Here is a 24,027-nt window from a genome sequence, read left to right on the forward strand (position 1 = left end):
ATATATTTATATCGGTACCATAAATATAGTACTATAGTGCTATTTTTTACATATTCTGTTAGATTATAGTTGTAATAAAACTTTAATAAAAAAATATGGTAAAAACCCGATATAATTAATATGAATAATATAACTTACTTGGAAAACAGGAGTCGGAAAAATGAATATATTCAAGCTAAAAAATAAAAAGGGAGAAAAACTTATTGCAAGGGCAGCTGCAACAATACTGAGTATTACTCTTATTGCTCAGACCTTTGTTGTAAGTGCTGCAAATGAGAAGGTTATAAATTCTTTTAATGCAGTTTCAACGGGACAAGCCGTTATAAATAATCTCAAATATAGCGATATAGTCGGTCTTGACAATAATACAAAGAATTCAATATTTCAGAACGGAGCATTGGGAATTTACATAACACCCGGAAGTAAAAAGTTTAACCCCAAGGGTTATATTTCAAAAGAAACAGCTCTTTATTTAATATATACTGCTGCAAACAAAGTCCGTGAGATAGATGAACAGGGACAGGCCCTTAACAGCGGAAGAACCGTAAAGAAAACCAATCCTCAGGAGGTACTTTTTGACGGAAGCTTGCAATTGGCGTCAAATGACGGACTTATTTCAGAGGCAGAGCTGGCTGATGCAATGCAGGCAAACCAGAATACTTTGGGCGCATCAGATTTTAAAAGAGGTGCACCGGTGCAAAGACAAGAGTTTGCCACTTGGATTGCAAAGGCATTAATGATACCACCGGAACCACAGCAACAGGAGCTTTTAAATAACTTTTCAGATTGGAAAAGCTGCAAGCCTGCAAACCTACCTTATCTGGAAGCTGTGTTACGGTCAAAAATCATGAGCGGAAACGGTTCAGGCAAATTTCTTCCCGCAGGAGGGATTACGCGGCAGCAGGCTGCAGCAATCCTCAAAAATGCAGAAGACATTATATTACCCCTAAGACGACTTGAACAAAGAAACGCAACTGTAGAAGGCATTCAACAGGGAAAGGATAATTCCAACGGAAGTACCATCGCCTACACTACAATAACTCTAAGAAATTCAGACGGACTTCTTGATGAAATCACCATATCAAAAAGTAACAGAAAGCCCGTTTCAAATACAAATGAATTAACAGGCGCTGCCGCTGCTGCATACAACTCTGAACTCCCTGTATATAAAGACGGGAAGATAACAGCTTCTGGCGATTTGAAGTCAGGAGACCGTATACAGTACATAGCAGGCACGGAGGACAAGCTAGTCAGGTACGTCCGTGTTCTCGCAAAGAATGAAGTGGCTCCCGAAGAAGTTGAAAAAGGCTTATATGCCGGAATAGTTGAGGAAAACAATCCTCAGCTGGGATTTATTACTTTGTACAATGAAGATGGTACGGGAAAAACTCCTCTGGCACTTTCCAAACTTAAAACATATAACTATGCAGACCCGAATGATATCAAGGTATTTAAGAATCATGAAGAAGCTGAACTTGATGATATTGAAGCAGGAGATACAGTCTTTATAAGGATGGATTCAAGCAATCTGGTTACCTCCGTAAGCGGTGTTGCAAATTATACAGTAAGATACGGAAAGGTAATTAATAAAAAGCTCAGCTCCATAATAGTAGAATTTGAAAAGAAGCAGCAGAAGGCCTATAGTATTGACCATGCAAATGTAATAAAGGACGGAAAGCTTGTAAAATACAGTCAGCTTAAAGACGGAGATACTGTAAAACTCCTTATAAACGAAGCACCTAATATGACAGTGTTAAAGGAAATTATGGTAGAAGGCGGCGATAAGCTCGTAGCAAATGTGTATAAGGGAAACTTTGATAATTACAACAGCATATCAAATACAATATACCTGAATGACCCGTGGACTTTCAGAAATGGTAAGTGGGTAAAGGATACTAACGGTTCAAAAGTAGTAGAGCTTGGAAACAGTTTCACGGCTTATTTTGACGGACAAAAAAAATCCCTGAAGGAGCTTACACGATTAAAAGACAACACCGTTTATATTGCAAGTGAGAAAGATTACGGAAATAATGAACTGGCTGTTATAGCTTCCTTTACAGACAGCACTGACAAGGAAGTTCCTTATGATGACAAGGTTTACTTAACCGGAACCAATAAATTTGTACTCGAAAAGAATTTTGTAAACGTTACATATAACCCTGGTACAATTGTTGTTAAAGACGGTAGGCTTGTTCAGGGAAACAGTGTGTCAACTGATGATTATGCCTATGTTCTGGCTAACAGAAACAATTCCGGAAATAACAATACTTTAGTGGCCGGCGTGGTTTCAATAGAACAGAGGACGGGAACGGAAGCAGTTCAGCTGTACAGGGGCAGAATCAGCAATATAGACGAATACAAGACTGTGACGTTGGAATCCTTTTCAAAACTTAACGGTACAAACTGGGATTATGCAAATACGCCAATGACCTTTAACTTGTCCTCCAATACACGTATTACGGATACTGACGGAATAGTAGGACAAGGAAACTTTACTGCTGAAAATATCCCAAATACCTTTAAGGGCAGGACGGTTTACATACTCAGTGACGGAACGGATGCTGTAGAAATAAGTACTGCACCATTCGGCAACTTTAATATACAAGGTACAGTGAACAGTACTGCAGGAGGAACTTTTGCAGAAGACGGTTCCGTAGTACAGGAGCCGCAATCAATCCTTTTGAAAAATTGCAGATATTACAATGCTTCAGCACACCTCTGGGTGGCTATGGGAGACAGTAACTTTAACATACTCAAAAATTCACTAATCCTCAGAAACAACAAAAAGATTAATGCTTCTGACCTTAAAAAGGGAGATTCATTGAGGATACTTAAAAAGGATAATGCAGTTACAGGAGATGCTTACATTATTATAGTTGAATAACAGGAATAGAGAGTGGAGGGTACATAAATTGCGGAACATACTTTACAAAAGAAATAACAAATACAGTATATTAACAAAAACTGCAGGATTTGTTTTATCGGCTGCCTTGACAATAGGCATGGCAGCTCCCGGAACTGCTTATGCACTCCGGGGAGACAGCGGCTACGAAGGCGGTATATCATCAGGGGAAAATCCTAATGTTACAGTAACATCAACATCAAGCAAAATCAGTTACCAGTATCAGGAGCCATTTTTTCTTACGGGAGTTCCCATAGTTCTCACCGGAACCATGACTATAAAAAAGTCACTTAAGGCTGATACCAAGACAGGTGTTCAGACCCTTACAACCACCTATGACTATAGTGTACCTAACGCAAACAACAATTCTCTGGACAGGAACATAGTAATGACAACCACCATAACCCCCAGAGCTAACGGACAGAAAACAGAGACAACAAAGCTGACAAGTGCCTCTGAGACACTAAAGCTTAACGGAACAAGTTATTTTATATCAAAAAGTAATCCTAATGATTATATGATATCAAAGGCAATAACTAATGACTATCAGCCGGCAGTAAGCTATTTTGCAGGTACGCTTATAGGCAAGAAAACCTACCATGTAGGAAACAGTAAAAGTGCAGATATAATTGTAGTGGATTCCACCTGTAATACAGTGGGCTATGACGAATACTGGAGTACCGCAGAAACCCAGACTATAAAGCAAACTATTACCAGCCGTAAAGCAGGACAATCCGCAATAGTACTGGGAAATGCAAACATAGACATATCAACTACTACAACAAAACAGTTGAAATATTATGAAAATCAACCTGAACAAATCAGCTTCGAAGGTGGTTATTATAAGACACAGTATAATGAAAACGTCTTAAAATATACGGCAAACCTCAAAGAGCTTGATAAAAGCGGAGCACCTACAAGTAAAACGGTAACATATACAAAAAGCCTTAAACTTGAGAGCTTTCCGTTTAACGACCCCTTGGTTGCACCAAATCTCAAAAAGATAAAAGGACATCCTGCTGAGGACAGCATGGCTATAATGTTTGGTCTTGAGGCATATAAGGACATAGACAGCTTTAATCCTCAGGAGTATATAAGCAGAGGCCAGTTTATTGATGCCTTTACAAAGATTGCACCTGCGGTACCTCTTGACCCCGTTTTCAAGCCTAAGACAACCAGAACTACTAGTTACAGCAGAAAGAAAACACCTGTGGTATTGCTTTTTAAGGATGTTCCTGAAAAGAGCAAATACTATTCAAGTATAAATGATGCTGCAAACAGAGGAATGGTAACAACGGGAGGTAACTTCAGGCCGGATTCAAAAATAACCATGGCAGAAGTAGTAACCATAATAATCAATTCCCTTGGATTGAAAGGACTTGCCCCCAACCCGTCACCTGTTACAAGCTTCAAGGACAACGACAAGATACCGGGTTATGCAAGGGCATCAATGTATGTTGCTGAAAAAATAGGCTTGATTCAGGAAGACAGCAAGGGATACATTTATCCTTATGCAAAAATAACACAAGCAAATGCAGCCAGAATAATGAAAACATATATTGACTATATGAATAGCGGAATACGTGAAGAATATATGGAGCGAATTATCAGTTATAAATAACAAACCTGTTTGGAGGACTTTGAAAAATGAACAAATTAAAGCGGATTACGGGAATAATCCTTGCAATATCTATATCAATAACAGTATTTACTTCAGCAGCCTTTGCAGCCGATAGTAAATCTACAGACGGAGAATACCTGCAAAGTGTAATAGACCTGATAAAGCAGAAATACAACGGAAAAATCACAGATGATGAGATTTTACAGGGAGCATTAAAGGGCATGTTTGGTACTTTGGACCAGTATTCCGCATACTATACTCCCGATGAATTTGAAGAATTCTATGGCACTCTTGAAGGAGCAGTAGAAGGAGTAGGCATCTCAATTGAACAAATTGACAAAAATCTGATAATTAATAAGGTTTTTGCAAATTCGCCTGCCAAGAAGGCAGGTGTTCTTTCAGGAGACAGGATAGCACAGGTTAACGGTGAAGCAGTTCAGGGAAAGGAATTGAAGGAAGTTGTTTCAAAGATTAAAGGTACGGCAGGAACAAAAGTCAAACTGGGATTAGTGAGACAGGGAACAAAGAACATGATAACTCTCGAAATGTCCCGGGCACAGGTTGACTTGCCGAGTGTACATTATGAAATAAGAGGAAAAATAGGATATATTCTTATAGATTCCTTCAGCCACAATACTTCAAAAGGCGTATCTGAAGCGTTAAGCACTTTTGACAGCAAAAAAATTACATCCGTAGTTCTTGATTTACGCAATAATCCGGGAGGATACCTTGAACAGGCAATATCTGTAGCACAAAACTTTGTACCAAAAGGCATAATAACTACTCTTGACTATAAAGATTCATCCATGGAAGATAAAAAGTTTTATTCTGAACTGGAAAAAATAAAATATAAAGTTGCAGTTCTGGTAAATGAAAATACAGCCAGTGCTGCGGAAATACTGACAGGGGCAATAAAGGATACAAAAGCCGGAGTAATAATAGGATGCAAAACCTATGGAAAGGCAAAGGTTCAGGAATCTCTGCCGATTCTGTCAGATGATGCGTATAAAAAATATAATGGCGGAAAAGAAAATAAGTCTGCAAATGCCTATGACTTTAATTCCTTCACTACTGATTTGTCAGGATGGGCAAAAATGACAATAGGTCTTTATTACACTCCCAACGGCAATTGTATTGACTTGAAAGGAATTGAACCTGATATACAAGTAAAGGAGTCAATACTCTCAGGAATACGTGTTAATCTCATGGAGACTTTGTCTTTAACCGTCAAGCCGTCACTGGGAACACACTATTATGATGTATTAAATGCAGAATGTGCGTTAAAGCTTTTGAAATATGATATAGGTACACCTGACTACATACTTGATGCAAAATCTGTTGAAGCCGTAAAAAAGTTCCAGAAAAGTAATAAACTCAGCAGTTCAGGTATACTGGACTTTGCCACTCAAAGGCTTCTGAACACTAAGATAAATGAAATTAAGCAAAAACAGGATGCAGTATATTTCAGAGCAGTTTCAGAAATATCAAAATAATCATTAACTGAAAAAATTAAGTAATTCAAATAAATATATTGACCTTTGTTTTGCCAAAATATAAAATATTAAAAGTATGAGTAAGATGGATAAGTATTGTCTTATTCATTAACGATTAATTATACAATGCATTTCTATATATTGTAATTATGTGAACATATCGAGAGGAGCAAAACAATGTCAGTAAAGTATATCTTCGTAACTGGTGGTGTAGTTTCCGGCTTAGGCAAAGGAATAACGGCAGCATCATTAGGAAGGCTTCTAAAAGCAAGAGGAGTACATGTAACTATTCAAAAGTTCGACCCGTATATAAATGTTGATCCCGGAACTATGAGCCCTTATCAGCATGGAGAGGTTTTTGTAACTGAAGATGGTGCGGAGACAGACCTTGATTTAGGCCATTATGAAAGGTTTATCGACGAAAATCTCAGCAAAAACAGTAATGTTACAACAGGGAAAATCTACTGGTCAGTTATCAGCAAAGAGAGAAAAGGTGATTTTCTCGGAGGTACGGTTCAAGTAATCCCACACATAACAAATGAAATAAAAGATAGAATTTACAGGGTTGGAAAATCCGAGAGAACAGATGTTGTTATTACCGAAATAGGTGGAACAGTAGGTGATATCGAGAGTCTGCCTTTCCTTGAGTCAATCAGACAGGTTGCTACAGAGGTTGGAAGAGAAAATGTAATGTATATACATGTTACATTGGTTCCATATTTGGGGAAATCAGGAGAATTGAAAACCAAGCCTACACAGCACAGTGTCAAGGAATTGAGAAGCATCGGTATACAGCCTGACGTAATAGTATGCAGAACTGAAAAGTATTTGTCTCAAGATATGAAGGACAAGCTGAGCTTGTTCTGTAATGTTCCTGAAGGTGCGGTTGTACAGAATCTTGATGCAGAGATTCTTTACGAAGTACCATTAATGCTGGAAAAGGAAGGACTTGCAAAGATAGTTTGTAAGAGGCTTGGACTTGAATGCAAAGAACCAAATCTTACTGAGTGGGAAGAAATGGTAAGAAGGCAGAAGAATCCAAAGAGCACTGTTACTATAGGTTTGGTTGGTAAATATGTTGAGCTTCATGATGCATATTTAAGTGTAGCTGAATCACTGCGTCATGGCGGCATCGGCAACGATGTTGAAGTTGATATAAGATGGGTCAACTCAGAAGAGATAGAAAACGGAGATATAAATACCTTCCTTCAGGGAGTGGATGGAATCCTTGTTCCCGGAGGTTTCGGTGACAGAGGGATAGAGGGAAAAATAAAGGCTATAACATATGCAAGAGAGAATAAAATACCTTTCTTCGGTATTTGTCTTGGAATGCAAATGGCTGTTGTAGAATTTGCAAGAAATGTTGCAGGCCTGCATGATGCAAACAGTTCTGAATTCGGAGAAACACCATACCCTGTAATCGACCTTATGCCTGATCAGCGTGATATAGATGAAATGGGCGGAACAATGAGACTTGGTGTTTATCCTTGTAAGATTATTGAAAATACAATGATAAAGAGCATTTATGAAGATGAGCTTATATATGAAAGACACAGACACAGATATGAGTTCAACAATGAGTACCGTGATACCTTTGTAAAGAGCGGTATGACACTTTCAGGTTTATCACCAAGCGGAAAGCTTGTTGAGACAATTGAAATCAAAGAACATCCATGGTTTATCGGAGTTCAGTTCCATCCTGAGTTTAAGTCAAGGCCAAACAAGCCTCATCCATTGTTTAAAGACTTTATAAGAGCTGCATACGAATATAGAAATAAATAAGTACTGATAGAAGAGGGTTGCTACACGAGGAATGAAATATTCACGGGTAGCAGCCTTATTTATTTTCTTGAAAGCATTATTTTCATTTCTTGTATAATTAACCTTATATTTGACAACAATTATTCATAGATACTTTTTTACTATTATTATGAATAACGGACATAATTTTAGTAATTTTAAAAAATATGTTAGTGCCAGATAAAAAAGGCACATTGGGGATATGGAGGGGAATCATATGAATAAGGGTTTGTCACTAAAAACAAATAATACTTTAAAGGTATGCATTACGGTAGCGATTTTGATAGTACTTTCTTTATGGTTACTATCTTACACATATGCTGAGGATGTAAATGCGGGACTGTCAGAGAATCTTGTAAGACTTCATGTAATAGCAAACAGTGATTCTAAATCGGATCAGGCGCTGAAGCTCAAGGTAAGGGATGCAATTATAGAATATATGAAGGATAAACTTTCGGCTTCACAGGATATTGATCAGACAAAAAAAATAATAAATGAAAATTTATTAAATATTGAAAATATATCAAAAGACGTAATAAAAAAGAATAATAGTGATTATTCAGTCAAGGCATCGTTGGGAAACTATAATTTTCCAACAAAGACTTATGGAGATATAGCTCTTCCTGCGGGAGAGTACCAAGCATTAAGAGTAGTTATCGGAGAGGGAACCGGAGCAAACTGGTGGTGTGTGCTTTTCCCGCCTCTTTGCTTCATAGATGCAACACACGGAACTATTCCCGATTCAGTCAAAAAGGGTCTCAAGACTTCCTTATCAGCCGAGGAGTACAAGCTCATTACCACGTCTGATGAAGAAATACCGGTAAAAATTAAATTTAAGCTGGTTGAGTTTCTTGAAGGTTCTAAAGTAAAATTGTCCGGAGTAATAAACAAAATGTTTAATTAAATCCTCCTGTACTAAAAAGCTATGTGGTGTTATTTGCTGCATGGCTTTTTATATTTTAAAGAATTAATTATTCTAATTTTATTAAGTACTGATATAATTTAATTAAAATATTAAATCACTAACATAGAAACGGCGGTAATTTATGTGGATTATAAGTTGGTTTAACAGTAACGCGGAATTTTATTTATCAATGATTATAAGGCTGGCATTAGCCTGTATGCTTGGTGGGATTATAGGTTTTGAAAGAGAGCATGTACATAGACCGGCAGGTTTCAGAACCCATATATTAGTCTGCGTCGGCTCAGCACTGGTTATGATAACTTCCGAATATATTTATTATCATTTTTCTTCCCATGTAAATACCGACCCTGCACGATTAGGCGCTCAGGTTATAAGTGGAATCGGTTTTCTTGGAGCAGGAACAATAATAAAAGAAGGAATAAGTGTAAAGGGGCTGACCACGGCAGCAAGCCTTTGGGCTGTATCCTGTGTAGGAATTGCTGTAGGAATAGGTTTCTACGGAGGAGCTTTCATTGCAACTGCCTTCATATTTCTTACACTTGGGGTGGCAAAAAAGACACAAGGCAGAATGAATGTAAAAAAAAGTACACGGCTATATGTACACACTCAAATTAAAAAAGGTGAAGTAAACGAGCTGTCAAAGATAATTGAGGAAATGGGTGGACAGCTGATAAAGACGGATTTCATAAGCAGTGAAAGAGACGGGGAAATGATACTCAGGTTTACATTAGCCCCCGGTATGCAGGCTTCGGTTGCAGAGATTATAGAAGCCATCCTTTGTAACGGCACAGTAAGGCGGGTTTACGAGGAAGTATAGAATATACCATATAAATGAACATAATATAGGTATGGACAACAAGTAAAATCTTGTACTATTTTTGTAATCCATTGAATAGACATATTCGTAGAATACAAGAAAGGTGATTTTCAAAGGTGACAAGATGAGTGTAACTGAATCCATGCTTAATTTTACGAACCCCGACAACCTTTTATCAAAGGGCCTTACTGATAAGGAGGCCAGACACAAGCTTGAAAAACACGGACCTAATCTGTTGTCGGAAAGAAAAAGAATTTCCCCGATTAAAATTCTATTTGAGCAGTTTACTGATTTAATGGTTATAATCCTTATGGTTTCAACTGTTATTTCGGGCTTTATGGGTGAGATGACGGAAGCAATCACAATAATAGCAATAATCGTAGTAAATGCCATAATGGGATTTGTGCAGGAGTACAGGACCGAGAGAACCATGGAGGCGTTAAAATCTCTTGCGGCACCCTATGCAAAGGTCATCCGAAATGAGCAGCAGGCAAGCATACCTGCAGAGGATATAGTTCCGGGAGATGTTCTTGTGCTTGAAGCGGGGGACAGGGTGGCAGCTGATGCCGCTCTACTGGAATGTAACAGTCTTTCCATTGATGAATCTCTTTTGACCGGTGAATCACTACCGGTAGAAAAACACCAGCTAAAGAACAAAAATGCTTTAATGGACCCTTTTGATAAGAAATCTTCTGTATATATGGGAACAGTTGTTACCGGAGGAAGGGGTAAAGCAGTAGTATATGCCACAGGTATGAAAACCGAAATGGGCAGCATAGCTGATATGATTCAGAATATAGAGGATGATGAAACTCCTCTGCAAAAGCGTTTAGGGCACTTGGGGAAATTTATAGCAGTGGGGTGTCTGCTTATATGTACAATAGTGTCAATTACGGGAATAATGAGGGGCGAAAAGCTCTTTAACATGCTGTTGTCAGGTATAAGTCTTGCAGTTGCAGCAGTTCCCGAAGGATTACCTGCAATAGTGACAATATCTCTTGCTCTCGGTGTTCAGAGAATGCTGAAAAGAAATGCGTTAATACGCAAGCTGCCTGCGGTTGAAACCCTTGGCTGCGCCAGCGTTATCTGCTCTGATAAAACGGGAACCCTTACAGAAAACAAAATGACAGTGAGGAAAATGTATGCCTCAGGTTATCAACTTGATATAACCGGAAATGGATATAATCTGGAAGGTAATTTCCTGATTGATAACAGGCCTGCTGACCCTTCGAAAGTTGACGGAATAAGGCTTGCCCTTGAAATAGGAGCATTATGCAATAACTCAGTAATTTCACATCCTGTTCAGGAGCATACCACGGTGGGAAAAATTAAGTCGATTTTTTCAAAACAGGAAAGCTTCAAAATTTCAGGTGATCCTACTGAAATAGCCTTAACTATAGCTGCTGCAAAGGCGGGAATAAATGAAGGCTACCTGAACAGGTCATATAAACGTATTGATGAGATACCCTTTGACTCCGAAAGAAAGTGTATGTCCATCATATGTAAAAATAACAGCAAAGAACTGCTGGTATTTACCAAGGGAGCGCCTGATGTAATTATTGATAAATGCAGTAGAATACTGTCTTCACGGGGCGTTATAAAAATGGATGAGTTGACCCGAAGGTCAATAATAAAACTAAATGATACAATGGCAAATGATGCTCTGAGAGTTATAGGGGTAGCCTACAGAAAACTTGAGACCGGTAAATATAATCCGGGTAAGACAAATATTGAAAATGAGCTTATTTTTGTGGGCTTAATGGGAATGATTGACCCTCCCAGAAAAGAAGCCGTTGAAGCAGTCCGCAAATGCAGACTGGCAGGAATTAAACCTGTTATGATAACAGGAGACCACAAGCTTACAGCGACTGCTATAGCTAAGGAGCTAAATATATATTCCTTGGGTGACCAGGTTCTAACCGGGCAGGAACTTAACGGGATGACAGAGACACAGCTTGAAAAACTGGTAGATTCCGTATCTGTTTATGCGAGAGTATCTCCAAAACATAAATTAATGATTGTAAAAGCCTTAAAAAGGACGGGACACATAGTTGCTATGACAGGTGATGGCGTTAACGATGCGCCTGCGGTAAAAGAGGCTGATATAGGTGTATCTATGGGTATAACCGGAACGGATGTAACTAAGGAAGCCTCCTCAATGATACTCCTTGATGATAATTTTGCCACAATAGTTGCGGCAGTAGAAGAAGGCCGTGTTATTTATAATAATATAAGAAAATTTATCAGGTATATGCTTGCATGTAATCTCGGAGAAGTATTAACCATGTTTCTGGGAATGCTGTTGTGGCTGCCCATACCACTAATGCCCATTCAGATTTTGTGGGTAAATCTTGTTACAGATGGGTTACCTGCCATTGCTCTTGGCCTTGACCCGCCTGAAAATGATATAATGCTTCGCAGGCCAAGGGGTGCGCATGATAATATATTCTCCCGTGGTTTGCTGAAATTGATAATAGCAAGAGGGATATTTATAGGATTAAGTACTCTGGGAGTATTTGTTACCGTCATATATTTTGTAAGTAATGTAGAGCTCGCTCGTACGGCGGCATTTATGACACTTGTACTTACTCAGTTAGTTCATGTGTTTGAATGTAAATCCGAAACGAAAAATATTTTTGAAATAGATCTCTTTAACAATATGCCTTTGGTACTGGCTAATTTATGCTCACTTGCAATGATACTTGCCGTTGTATACATACCGTCTCTTCAAGGGGTATTTGAAACAGTACCTCTTGGATTGAACGAATGGATGCTTATCGCAGCATTTTCGCTTATGGGACCTGTTCTGTCAAGTCTTATTGGGATAAACAAAAAAAATAGATACTGCTGATTATAGTTAAATAAAAAATTAAGGATATATTAAATGGGTTATGCCCAATTTAATATATCCTTTTTTAAATTTACGGAGGTATTTTCCATAGAATATTTTGTAAAAAATCCTTGAATAAAAGGAGTTTCAACCCTTTCTCATATATAATAGCTTGAAAATGGCAGAAAAAAACTATATAATTTAGCAGATACTAAATGTTACATTTAGTTCATAGTTTATTAAAAAAAATTGTGGATAATATAACATGTGTATCATATAAAACATGCCTAAAAAAGTGTTATAATGCACGGAAACAATTTAGGGGGGAAAAAAATGATTGAAATTCAGAATTTGACCAAAAGTTATGGTCAGATAAAGGCTGTAGACGATATAAGTTTTACAGTTGAGAAAGGTGAAGTACTTGGTTTTCTAGGGCCTAATGGTGCCGGAAAATCAACTACCATGAATATCATTACCGGGTTTATACCTTCAACAGAAGGAACTGTAAAAGTTAACGGATTCGATATTATGGAAAATCCTGCGGAAGTAAAAAGAAGAATAGGTTATTTGCCTGAACTGCCACCATTGTATATGGATATGACAGTATCAGAATATCTGGGTTTTGCTTCAGACTTAAAGAATGTAAGTAAAAAGCAGAAGAAGAGCCAGATGGATGATGTTATGGAACTGGTTAAATTAACCGACGTAAGAGGAAGATTGATAAAAAATCTTTCAAAAGGATACAAACAAAGAGTTGGCTTGGCTCAGGCACTTATGGGCAGTCCTGAAGTGCTTATTCTTGACGAACCTACAGTTGGTCTTGACCCAAAGCAGATAATTGAAATCAGGAAGCTTATAAAGGCGCTTGGAAAGCAGCATACCATAATACTGAGTTCACATATTCTGCCTGAAGTTAGTGCGGTATGTGAAAGAGTTGTTATCATTAACAAGGGTAAAATAGCTGCTATAGATACCCCTGAAAACCTTTCAAAGGGAATGGGTACTGTCAGCAAGCTTTCAGCTACAATCGCAGGACCTAAGAGTTCAATCATTGGATTTATTCAGGGAATTTACGGAATCAAATATGTAGAACCCCATGTAGAAAAGGATCAGGATGTTGTTGAATACATCATCGAGTCCGATAAGGAAGTTGACGTAAGACGTCCTCTTTTCTTTGCTATGGCTAAGGCTGGATATCCTATTCTAGAGTTGAAATCACTGGATCTTACTCTTGAAGACATATTCCTGCAGATTACCACACAGGAAAAGGAGGTTATATAATCATGTTTTCTATATTTAAAAAAGAATTCAAATCATATTTTACTTCGGCTACGGCTTACGTAATGATGGGCATGTTTGTTTTGGTTTCTTCAATAATATTTTATATAAACCTTGTATCACAGACAGCAGATTTTAGTTTTAATCTGAACTATATGTCTATAATATTAATAATTATAATTCCCATACTCACAATGAAGATATTGGCAGACGAAAGAAAGAGCGGTACTGAAGTGATGCTGATAACATCGCCTACAAGTTTGACAAATATTGTAGTTGGTAAATATTTTGCAGCTTTATCCGTTTTTTTGATAATGACAACTATTACGTTTATATACCCCATAATTCTTGCAGTTTTTGGACAACCTGCAATGTCTGAGATTATTGGCGGATATATAGGATTTATACTTTTAGGTGCTTCATTCCTTGCCTTTGGACTATTTGCTTCATCATTAACCGAAAGTCAGATAATAGCAGCAATAGTAAGTGTAGTTGGCTTGGTACTTATGTGGCTGCTTCAGGGAATAGCTCCGGCACTTGGTGGAGTAACAGCAAAAGTGTTAAACTGGTTCTCTCTGTTTTCAAGAACAGAAGATTTCTATGCCGGAATTCTTTCTCTTGCACCAATTGTGTACTACCTGAGTTTTTCGGCTATATTTGTATTTATTACAATCAGGATAATAGAAAAAAGACGTTGGAGTAAGGGGTGATAAAAGTGGGGAAATTCAAATTTATGAATAAAAGGTCTCTTAAATACGGGACAAATTCCATAGTTCTAATTGTTGCTGTTATTGCAATAGCAATTGTTGTAAACCTGCTTGTTGGAATGGGTAATTTCAGATTGGATTTAACTTCTGCAAAATTATACAGTATTAGTGAGCAGAGTAAGGACATTGTAAAGAAAATCAAAAAAGAAGTTACAATATATGGCTTGTTTGATAATGCTACTATTCCGGGTGGTTCGGAATATAGAGAAATTACAAATCTCATTAATGAATATAAAGATTTGGGAGTAAAGGTTAAATACGTTGACCCTGATAAAGATCCGGGAACATTAACCTCTCTTGACCCCCAAAAGACACTGGGACTTACAAAGGGCGATTTCGTTGTGAAATCAGGCAATAAGGTAAGAAGATTGGGAGCACAGGACCTTTATGGCCAAAGCAATCAACAGACAGGAAGAACTTACAGTGCAGAGCCTCTGATAACCGGAGCTATCAAGTTTGTTGCTTCAGATGTAACTCCTGTTGCATACTTTGTTGAAGGACATAATGAACTTTCCTTGAAGAATGACCTTAATCAGGTTTCAAAGATATTACAAAGTAATAACCTTGAAGTAAAGAGTCTTTCACTGCTCACAGAGAAAAATATCCCTGAGGATTGCCATCTGTTAGTATTTGCATCTCCTCAAAAGGATTTGACTGATGAGGAAAAGATTAAGCTTGACGCATATGTTAAGAAGAACGGTAAGATTATATTCTTGTTTGACTCATTAGAATCAAATGATAAGCTAACTAACTTTGAAGATTCACTGAGTTACTTTAACATAGGATTCAATTATGATAAGGTTAAGGAAAATGATTCAAACAGGCACTTGCCAAACGATGATTATGCACTTATTGCCAGCTTAACGGAAAATGACATAAACAAGGCATTTGCAGGAGCAAATTATCCTGTATTTATGCCGGATTCAAGAAGTATCAATATTTTGAAAAATCAAAAGGACTGGTTGACAAATACTCAACTTATCACAACAACAAATAAGGCTGAGTCTACCGACATAGTGGGCGGAAAAGTAAACAAGGGACCATTCAACTTAGCTGTAGCTGCAGAGGTAAGCGGAGGAAGTAAGGTGTTGGTTTTCGGTAATAGCAAATTCCTTAGTGACAAAGCTTTAGCAAGTCAGTACGGAACTTACTTCCAATACGGAACAAACTATTTCCTTACTACAGTAGTTAACTGGATGCAGGATAAAACCGATGAGCAGACTATTTCAAGCAAAGTGGTTATCCCTAAGGCATTAACCGTAACAGAAAGCCAGACTAAGGTTCTTTCTATTGTTCTAATTGGTGTACTTCCTCTTCTGATCCTTGGTTGCGGTTTGTTTGTTTGGTCCAGAAGGAGGCACTTGTAAAATATGAAGTTATATAGAAATGCAATTATATTGGTTGTAGTTCTGGGACTTCTGGTAGGAGCATATTTTTTCATTAATTACAAAAAATCCGGAACTACCGATCCGGCCGCTCAAACTACCGAGACTGACAAATCCATTAGGGTAATGGAAATGGATTCTCAGAAAATCAGTTCAATCCAGTATTCAAGTCCTGAAGGTCAGTTTACCATAAAAAGGCAAGGAGATACTTGGGTAATGGACCCTGCATATGAACTGGCATTGGATAAAAATACAGTAGACAATACTGTAAGCAGTCTGGCCGATGTAGTGGCAAACAAGGTTATTGCTGAAAAATCCGATCGTTTATCAGACTTTGGGCTTGATAAACCGTCGGTGGTTAAAGTAGTTTTATCTGACGGAAGTTCAAAGGAACTTGAAGTTGGAAATAAATCGCCTACAGGAGAAGACGTTTACGTTAAACTAAAAGGTCAGCAAAAAATATATACCGTAGGTGGATATTATGAAGATATGATAAAAGTAGGCAGAGGACATTTTGCATCAAAGCAAATACTTCCTATAGAAGCAACTGCAGTTAAGAAGTTCGGATATAAGAAAGATGGAAATCTGCAGTATTCTATAGATATTGAATCTGAGTCAGATATGAAAATATTGGCTCCGTTAAAGGAAGAAGCAGATACAACAAAGATTAGTCAGTTGGTACAGACAGTTGTACAGCTGGAAATTAAGGACATTATTGAGGAGAAGCCTGCAAATCTTGCTAAGTACGGTCTTGATAAACCTGCATATGAAATTACTTATGGTAATAAAAATACCACTAAGATAGTGTTACTGGGTGATAAGGCCGCAGCAGATGCAAACAGTTCAACTTCCTCAGGAAATATTCTATATGCAAAGTTCCCTGATGCAAATATTGTATTTACAGTGGATGTTTCAAAGTTAACATTCCTTGATGTTGGTTTAAAGGATATAATAAGCCCATTTGTTTATATACCAAACATAAACGAAGTTAACAAGGTAGAATTAAGTATTGACGGTAAAACAACAGTTTCTGAATTAAAAACTGTTGAAGGCAAGAAGGAAGAGGATAAGTTCAAGGTTGATGGTAAAGATGCAAACATGAAGGACAGCAATGACAGATCACTTTTCAAAGCCTTTTATCAGGCAATGATAGGTGTAACCTTTAACAAGTACCAAGCAGGTCTTAAACCTCAAGGAACGCCTGAGATTACTATTAAATACTATATGAAACCGGATAATAAAGTAGTAACAGTTGACTTTATCCCTAAAGATACCAACTATTATTATGCAGTAAAAGATGGTGTATATACAAACAGATTGGTTCTTAAAAACAAGTTTAATGAAGCTGAAGGAGTAAGGGATACTTTAAAGAAGCTCAAAGAAGCAGTAGATAAAGTAAAATAAAATGTAATTTGCCGGGCAACTCCCACATAGAATTATATAAAAATCTATGTTGGGAGTTGCTTTTTTTGATAAAAGGAGAGTTTTCTAATATACTCAAAGTTGCCTTTTTATATATGGCAACAATAATAGGTGCAGGATTTGCATCAGGTCAGGAAATAATACAGTTCTTTTCAATTTATTATAAAGGAGGCTTTCTTGGAATAATTCTTGCGGGAGGACTGTTTTCAATTATAGGGTATATAGTACTGAGCAAAGTTTATACTGATAGAATAAGAAGCTACGATGAATTTCTATTTCCTATGATGGGTTATTTCTTAGGAAGAGTAATGGAGTTCATCGTAATGCTGTTTATGGCCTGCGTTATGAGTGTAATGACTGCCGGGCTGGGTAATATACTAATGGATATTACCGGGCTTGATTACCGAGTCTGCGTGATTATAGGGGTCGCTGTGTGTCTTATTGCGATTTTAACAAATATAAAGGGAATTGTGATGCTAAGCTCAGTTATATCTCCGGTGCTTATTGCAGGAATAGTCTTTGTAGGCTGCTATATACTTGTATCAAAGGATACATCCGTATTTAATATATCTAATAAATTCAGTGTAATAACAAACAACTGGGTCTTTTCAGCTATACTATATGTCAGTTACAACACAATACTGTCAACGGTACTTCTGACAGGGATGCTGCCATACCTGAAGTCAAGGAAAGTCAGTGCATGGGGAGGAGTGGTAGGAGGAGGAATGTTGGGAGTCACTGCCCTAATTCTTAATTCCGCCCTTTACCTTTTCTACCCTCATTCAATTACTTCGGAAATACCGGTACTGGGAATAATACAGAATAATAGCAGACTATTATCGCAAATATACAGCGGAGTTTTGATATTGGCAATGTTTATATCAACAGTTACATCGGGATATTGTCTTGCGGACAGAATAAGCAAAAAATTGAAGCTTAATTACAAACTGGTAGCGGTAATACTATGTGCTATGACAATACCTTTGACTTCTCTTGGATTTTCAAATCTTATTTCCACATTGTACCCTGTATTCGGATATCTGGGATTATTCATGGTATTTGTAATACTATTCCAACATGTACGAGGATTATTTTCAAATAAATATTCCCGAGGTTAATTTTCTTTTTGAACAAGGGAAACTGGATAAAATCACATTGATGTGCTAAAATTTAGTCATAAGATTATAACTAAAGATGAAGTATGAGGTGAAATATATTTGAGCACTAATCCAAACCCTGAGTCAAAAGTCATAAAATTTAAGAAATCAGGTATTGTCAGTGTAATAACATTTCTATTACTTTTAATTGCCATTTCCACAACTGCTTTTATAGTTTATCTAAAAAATTCGGGCTACGATTTTTCAACAATGAGTGTAAAAGATGCGGTAGCCTTCCTGAAAGATAAATCAAACAGCAAAAAAGCAGCATCAACAGAGATTACATTCTCTCAGGATGGAAACGTAGATTGCAAATTATATGCTGGATTTACAGTAATATTATCACAAGACAGTATAAGATGGTATGACGGAAAAGGTAAACTTCTTCAGGAAAATGCATTGACTATGGCAAGGCCGGTGCTGCGAATGTCAGATAAATATATGGTAGTAGCTGATATATCGGGTAGGGACATGTTTTTTTATAAGGGCAAAAAGCAGCTTTGGTCAAAAAAACTTGATAATCAGATAATTAACTTAGATGTCAGCGATGACGGTTATTGTACTGTTGTTACACAGTCAAAGGACTTTAAATCTGCCGTTCAGGTTATAGATATAAACGGTTTGGAAAAGTATACAAAATTATGTGCTGAGGATATTGTTGTATCTGCAAAATCTATTCATGGCGGAGACGACGTATTCATAAACAAATTAACTACAGATACTGTTAAAACCGGAACCAAGCTGGAATTTAACAATATATATGATGAGAAACCCTTTGCATCAGTGAATATTACGGATACCATAATTCCATTAGCATTAATACAAGGTGATAATATAGTGGCAGTTGGACAAAATGTAATACTTTATTTGGACAAGCAGGGGAAAGAAGTTTGGCGAAAAAACGCTGAATCAATTTTCTGTGTTGTGCCTAAGGTTGATAAATACATAGTTGTTGCAGGTAAGTTTGCAACAGAAGGGGGAACTGCAGGTCAGAAGATTATTGTTTTAGATAAAAAAGGTAATGTGTTATACAGTTTTGAACAGCCGGAGAATATAATCGGAATGGATATCCGTGGAGGCAGGCTATTACTTCGTACTCAGAGAAGTGTCTATCTTTATAGCATAAAAGGTGAAAAACTGGGACAGTACTCTGCAAGAAATGAATTGAAGGATGCTTACCTTGTGGGAGATAACGAGGTTACTGTAGTTTCCGGAGGTTCAATAGAAACCGTAAAAATAGATGACAGTACGACTTAATATACTAAGGAAGGAAACAGTATGAACTGGGCAGATTTTACAGTCTTGATCATTATAGCCGTATTTACTTTTATTGGATTGAAAAATGGTTTTCTTTATTCAGTATTCAGACTATTGTCATATATTTTGTCTGTTATTTTTGCAGTTAAATTTTATCCTGTTCTCTCAGGAATACTTCAGAAGACAGTACTATTTGACAGTGTAAAAATGTCAGTAATAAGAGGGCTGATGAAGCAGCAGGAACAAACCATATCAAACGCCAAGGAGGCGACGGCACAATCAATAGTGGAAGGTTTGAAATTGCCGGGCTTTTTAAAAGATTCCATATTAACACATATACAAAACAGTAATATACTTGATTTTTCGGGTATAATAAATGCTGTTGGCTCTGAAATTGCTTCACTTGTAATGAATATTTTAAGTTTAATAATAATATACGCTCTTATTAGGTTTGGACTCATATTTGCAAAAGTTATCATAAAAACTATTGCAAGAGTACCTGTATTCCGTCAGCTTGATAAAACGGGAGGAATAGTGCTGGGTGCGGTAGAGGGAATACTTGCGGTTTATGTAATTTGTGCAATTCTTGTACTGTTCAGTGCATTTCCGAAATTCAGTTCATCTATAGACGAAATAGAAACATCCTTGTTTGCCGGACATTTTTATGAAAACAATTTTATTGTTAGTTGGATATCACCCAATGACATTAAGCAGAATTAATGTTTTTTATTTTATACACTACTCCAGTTAATGTTTTTTATCTAATTCACTCAAGCTTATAGACACACTTCCATCTTAATAGTAGAATAATGTTACTTTAAAAAAACAGTTTCTTACAATTTATATTATAATTTTATAATATGGCTAATACGCAGTCTTGGAATTTTTCCGGCTGTTTTTTGTATATTTATGCATATTAAGTAATAATATAAGGAGATTTATTAAAATATAGGATTGCTGCAAAGAAGAGGAGGATTTGATATGAGAAGCGATGTAGTGAAAAAAGGCATAGAAAAAGCACCCCATAGATCACTATTCAAAGCTATGGGATATACTGATGAAGAATTGGAAAGACCGTTAATAGGTGTTGCAAACTCAAAAAGTGAAATAATACCGGGACACATACATCTGGATAAAATAACTGAAGCGGTAAAAGCCGGAATCAGAATGGCAGGGGGAACACCAATAGAATTTGGTGCAATCGGCGTATGCGACGGTATAGCAATGGGACATACGGGAATGAAATATTCACTTGCAACCAGAGAACTAATCGCTGATTCCTGTGAAGCAATGGGAATGGCACACAGCTTCGACGGAATGGTTTTCATACCAAACTGTGATAAGATTGTGCCGGGAATGCTGATGGCTGCCGCAAGAGTAAATATTCCGTCCATAGTTATCAGCGGAGGGCCGATGCTTTCCCTTAACAAAGATGGAAAACAGCTTGATTTAAACAGTATGTTTGAAGCCGTTGGTTCTTATAAAGCAGGGACAATGACGAAGGAAGAAGTGGATGAGATTGAAAACCAAGCATGTCCGGGCTGCGGCTCATGCTCAGGGATGTTTACGGCAAACTCCATGAACTGTCTTACAGAAGTTCTTGGAATGGGGCTTACGGGAAACGGAACAATCCCTGCGGTATATGCAGAGCGTATAAGACTTGCTAAGTATGCAGGAATGAAAATCATGGAACTGGTTGAAAAAGACATTAAGCCTTCTGACATACTCACAAATGAAGCATTTGAAAATGCATTAACAGTGGATATGGCCCTTGGCTGTTCAACAAACTCCGTACTTCATCTTCCGGCCATTGCAAATGAAATCGGCATAGAGATAAACCTTGACATTATTAATGAAATCAGCTCCAGGACTCCAAACCTGTGTAAGTTAGCTCCGGCGGGGAAATATCATATACAGGATTTATACAATGCAGGCGGTGTTCAGGCTGTTATGAGTGAATTGGCTAAAAAAGATTTGCTTCATATGGACTTGATAACGGCTACAGGAAAAACAGTAGAAGAAAATATAAAAAGTGCGAAAGTAAAGGATTATGAAGTAGTAAAAAGCATAGATGCACCATACAGTACTACCGGGGGGATAGCCGTATTAAGAGGTAATATTGCACCTGACGGAGCAGTTGTGAAAAAGTCGGCTGTAGCTGAAGAAATGCTGATTCATTCAGGTCCTGCAAGAGTATTTGACAGTGAGGATGATGCAATTACAGCTATATATAACGGGAAAATAAACAAAGGTGATGTTGTAATTATCCGCTATGAAGGACCAAAGGGCGGCCCCGGTATGAGAGAAATGCTGGGCCCCACATCCGCTATTGCGGGAATGGGCTTGGACAGTGACGTTGCACTTATCACAGACGGCAGATTCTCCGGTGCCTCAAGAGGAGCTTCAATCGGACATGTATCACCGGAGGCAATGGAAGGCGGCCCTATAGCACTTGTATGTGAAGGTGACATAGTTGACATTGATATAACTTCAGGTCGTATAAATATTAAGGTATCCGATGAAGAGATGGCAAAGCGTAAAGAGTCATGGAAGGCTCCACAGCCTAAGATAACCACAGGATATCTTGGCAGATATGCCAGATTGGTTACATCTGCAAGTACAGGAGCAATACTAAAATAATTTTAGAATTTATGATTGAATAAAAAGGGGAGAGTGATGTGTGCATGAAACTGTCAGGTGCTGACGTAATTATAGAATGTTTAAAAGAGCAGGGTGTTGATACGGTTTTTGGATATCCGGGAGGTCAGGCAATAATAATTTATGATGCCTTGTACAGAGCAAGAAATGAAATACAGCACATACTTACCTCTCACGAACAAGGTGCCTCACATGCGGCGGACGGCTATGCCAGAGCAACCGGCAAGGTAGGTGTGTGTATAGCAACCTCGGGGCCCGGCGCCACAAACCTTGTAACAGGAATTGCAACAGCATACATGGATTCCGTGCCAATGGTTGCAATAACGGGACAGGTGCCTACTTCACTTTTAGGAAAGGACTCTTTTCAGGAAGTAGATATTACGGGGATAACAATGCCGGTAACCAAGCACAACTTTATAGTAAAAGATGTTACACAGCTTGCACCTACCATCAGAAAGGCCTTTGCCATTGCAAAAGAAGGCAGGCCGGGGCCTGTATTGGTGGACGTCTGCAAGGATGTTACGGCTACCCAAGTGGAATATACACCGCAAAAGCCTGCTAAAGAAGATTATCAGTCAATAAAGTTGACTGATATATCCACAGAGGATTTGGATAGGGCTATGCAAGCTATAAACGAGGCAAAAAGACCTTTTTTACTTTCAGGGGCAGGAGTCGGTATAGCCGGAGCAGAAAGGGAAATATTAGAGCTGTCTGAAACAGCATCAATTCCTGTATGTACTTCACTTATGGGAATGGGGACCTTCCCCGGCACACATCAACTATATACGGGAATGGTGGGTATGCACGGCACAAAAGCTTCTAACTATGCCGTACATAACTGTGATTTGCTTATAGTTGCAGGCTCTCGCTTCAGCGACAGAATTGTAAGCAACATAAACACCTTTGCACCGGAAGCAAAGATAATGCATATAGATATTGACCCTGCTGAAGTCAGTAAAAATGTGAGAGCAGATTACCCTCTCGTTGGTGACATAAAGAAAATACTAAAAGCTTTGCTAAAAGGTATAGTTTATAAGAGCGATACCGATTGGACAAAAAGAGTATTGGAATGGAAGGAAAAATATCCTTTAAAATATGATAAATCAGATACAGCAATTAAGCCACAATACCTTATAGAAAGAATATGCGAGCTTACTAAAGGTGATGCAATAATAACAACAGAAGTAGGACAGCACCAGATGTGGGCGGCGCAGTATTTCAAATATAATCGCTTCAGACAGTTTATATCATCGGGTGGCCTGGGAACAATGGGCTACGGACTTGGAGCCTGTATTGGAGCACAGCTTGCCAGACCTGACAAAAAAGTTATAAATATTGCAGGAGACGGAAGTTTTAGAATGAACTGCAGTGAACTCGCAACAGCAGTTGAGTATAAACTCCCAATAATAATAGCACTTTTTAACAACAAATCACTTGGAATGGTTCGTCAGTGGCAGGAGTTATTTTTTGGGGGAAGATTCAGTCAGACATCCATTGACAGAGGAACAGATTTTGCTGCACTTGCGGAAGCCTTTGGAGCAAAAGGAATAAACGTAAATTACCCGACTCAGGTAGATGAAGCTATTAATACGGCTCTAGCTGAAACCTGCCGACCGGTACTGCTGAATTTTGAAATTGACAAAGACGACAAGGTATTTCCAATAGTTCCGCCGGGAGCAGGATTAAATGAAGTGGTGGACTGTTAACATTACATT

General features: G+C 37.9%; 16 protein-coding genes. All 16 read left to right on the plus strand.

Annotated elements, in window-relative coordinates:
- The first annotated feature begins 160 nt into the window (after window positions 1–160).
- The 16 genes from P0092_RS01715 (at window position 161) to ilvB (ending at window position 24,018) form a co-directional block, all read left to right on the plus strand.
- Window positions 161–2,884: an S-layer homology domain-containing protein gene (locus tag P0092_RS01715; protein ID WP_004619813.1), complete on the plus strand. Its 2,724-nt coding sequence runs from the start codon at window positions 161–163 to the stop codon at window positions 2,882–2,884.
- 28 nt (window positions 2,885–2,912) lie between these two features.
- Entirely contained in the window at window positions 2,913–4,523 is a 1,611-nt protein-coding gene (locus tag P0092_RS01720; RefSeq protein ID WP_004619814.1) for an S-layer homology domain-containing protein, read from the plus strand.
- 26 nt (window positions 4,524–4,549) lie between these two features.
- The gene (locus P0092_RS01725; protein WP_004619815.1) at window positions 4,550–6,016 is read left to right on the plus strand and encodes a S41 family peptidase; all 1,467 of its coding nucleotides are present in this window, start codon (window positions 4,550–4,552) and stop codon (window positions 6,014–6,016) included.
- A gap of 177 nt (window positions 6,017–6,193) precedes the next feature.
- Window positions 6,194–7,798 (plus strand): CTP synthase, encoded by a 1,605-nt coding sequence (locus tag P0092_RS01730; RefSeq protein WP_004619816.1) that lies wholly within the window; start codon window positions 6,194–6,196, stop codon window positions 7,796–7,798.
- A 235-nt stretch (window positions 7,799–8,033) separates the two neighbouring features.
- Window positions 8,034–8,720, plus strand: a complete 687-nt coding sequence (gene spoIIR / locus P0092_RS01735) for a stage II sporulation protein R (protein WP_004619817.1) — start codon at window positions 8,034–8,036, stop codon at window positions 8,718–8,720.
- Window positions 8,721–8,862: 142 nt separating this feature from the next.
- Window positions 8,863–9,558, plus strand: coding sequence for an MgtC/SapB family protein (locus tag P0092_RS01740; protein WP_004619818.1), 696 nt, complete (start codon window positions 8,863–8,865; stop codon window positions 9,556–9,558).
- A gap of 124 nt (window positions 9,559–9,682) precedes the next feature.
- Window positions 9,683–12,409 (plus strand): cation-translocating P-type ATPase, encoded by a 2,727-nt coding sequence (locus tag P0092_RS01745; RefSeq protein ID WP_004619819.1) that lies wholly within the window; start codon window positions 9,683–9,685, stop codon window positions 12,407–12,409.
- Window positions 12,410–12,721: 312 nt separating this feature from the next.
- Window positions 12,722–13,669 (plus strand): ABC transporter ATP-binding protein, encoded by a 948-nt coding sequence (locus P0092_RS01750; protein WP_004619820.1) that lies wholly within the window; start codon window positions 12,722–12,724, stop codon window positions 13,667–13,669.
- A 2-nt stretch (window positions 13,670–13,671) separates the two neighbouring features.
- Window positions 13,672–14,376 carry an ABC transporter permease gene (locus tag P0092_RS01755; RefSeq protein WP_004619821.1) on the plus strand — a complete coding sequence of 235 codons (705 nt, stop codon included), beginning with the start codon at window positions 13,672–13,674 and terminating at the stop codon, window positions 14,374–14,376.
- Window positions 14,377–14,381: 5 nt separating this feature from the next.
- A complete protein-coding gene (locus P0092_RS01760; RefSeq protein ID WP_276187047.1) occupies window positions 14,382–15,800 on the plus strand; it encodes a GldG family protein in 1,419 nt (472 codons plus the stop codon).
- A 3-nt stretch (window positions 15,801–15,803) separates the two neighbouring features.
- A complete protein-coding gene (locus P0092_RS01765; protein ID WP_004619823.1) occupies window positions 15,804–17,222 on the plus strand; it encodes a DUF4340 domain-containing protein in 1,419 nt (472 codons plus the stop codon).
- 113 nt (window positions 17,223–17,335) lie between these two features.
- Window positions 17,336–18,358, plus strand: coding sequence for a YkvI family membrane protein (locus P0092_RS01770; protein WP_276187048.1), 1,023 nt, complete (start codon window positions 17,336–17,338; stop codon window positions 18,356–18,358).
- A gap of 99 nt (window positions 18,359–18,457) precedes the next feature.
- On the plus strand, window positions 18,458–19,654 hold the full coding sequence (locus P0092_RS01775; protein WP_004619825.1) for a DUF5711 family protein: 1,197 nt from the start codon (window positions 18,458–18,460) through the stop codon (window positions 19,652–19,654).
- Window positions 19,655–19,675: 21 nt separating this feature from the next.
- A complete protein-coding gene (locus P0092_RS01780; RefSeq protein WP_004619826.1) occupies window positions 19,676–20,374 on the plus strand; it encodes a CvpA family protein in 699 nt (232 codons plus the stop codon).
- Between the two features lie 261 nt (window positions 20,375–20,635).
- A complete protein-coding gene (ilvD, locus tag P0092_RS01785) occupies window positions 20,636–22,294 on the plus strand; it encodes a dihydroxy-acid dehydratase (protein WP_004619827.1) in 1,659 nt (552 codons plus the stop codon).
- 44 nt (window positions 22,295–22,338) lie between these two features.
- Window positions 22,339–24,018: a biosynthetic-type acetolactate synthase large subunit gene (gene ilvB / locus P0092_RS01790; protein WP_040758943.1), complete on the plus strand. Its 1,680-nt coding sequence runs from the start codon at window positions 22,339–22,341 to the stop codon at window positions 24,016–24,018.
- Window positions 24,019–24,027 lie beyond the last annotated feature (9 nt).

Origin of the sequence: Ruminiclostridium papyrosolvens DSM 2782, assembly GCF_029318685.1 — a bacterium.
Lineage (GTDB): Bacteria > Bacillota > Clostridia > Acetivibrionales > DSM-1351 > Ruminiclostridium > Ruminiclostridium papyrosolvens.

Coding starts and splice junctions, on each gene's coding strand:
- ilvB (WP_040758943.1), top strand. CDS start 22,339: ATGAAACTGTCAGGTGCTGACGTAATTATAGAATGTTTAAAAGAGCAG.
- spoIIR (WP_004619817.1), top strand. CDS start 8,034: ATGAATAAGGGTTTGTCACTAAAAACAAATAATACTTTAAAGGTATGC.
- P0092_RS01725 (WP_004619815.1), top strand. CDS start 4,550: ATGAACAAATTAAAGCGGATTACGGGAATAATCCTTGCAATATCTATA.
- P0092_RS01750 (WP_004619820.1), top strand. CDS start 12,722: ATGATTGAAATTCAGAATTTGACCAAAAGTTATGGTCAGATAAAGGCT.
- P0092_RS01715 (WP_004619813.1), top strand. CDS start 161: ATGAATATATTCAAGCTAAAAAATAAAAAGGGAGAAAAACTTATTGCA.
- P0092_RS01770 (WP_276187048.1), top strand. CDS start 17,336: ATGGCAACAATAATAGGTGCAGGATTTGCATCAGGTCAGGAAATAATA.
- P0092_RS01765 (WP_004619823.1), top strand. CDS start 15,804: ATGAAGTTATATAGAAATGCAATTATATTGGTTGTAGTTCTGGGACTT.
- P0092_RS01745 (WP_004619819.1), top strand. CDS start 9,683: ATGAGTGTAACTGAATCCATGCTTAATTTTACGAACCCCGACAACCTT.
- P0092_RS01755 (WP_004619821.1), top strand. CDS start 13,672: ATGTTTTCTATATTTAAAAAAGAATTCAAATCATATTTTACTTCGGCT.
- P0092_RS01740 (WP_004619818.1), top strand. CDS start 8,863: ATGTGGATTATAAGTTGGTTTAACAGTAACGCGGAATTTTATTTATCA.
- P0092_RS01780 (WP_004619826.1), top strand. CDS start 19,676: ATGAACTGGGCAGATTTTACAGTCTTGATCATTATAGCCGTATTTACT.
- ilvD (WP_004619827.1), top strand. CDS start 20,636: ATGAGAAGCGATGTAGTGAAAAAAGGCATAGAAAAAGCACCCCATAGA.
- P0092_RS01730 (WP_004619816.1), top strand. CDS start 6,194: ATGTCAGTAAAGTATATCTTCGTAACTGGTGGTGTAGTTTCCGGCTTA.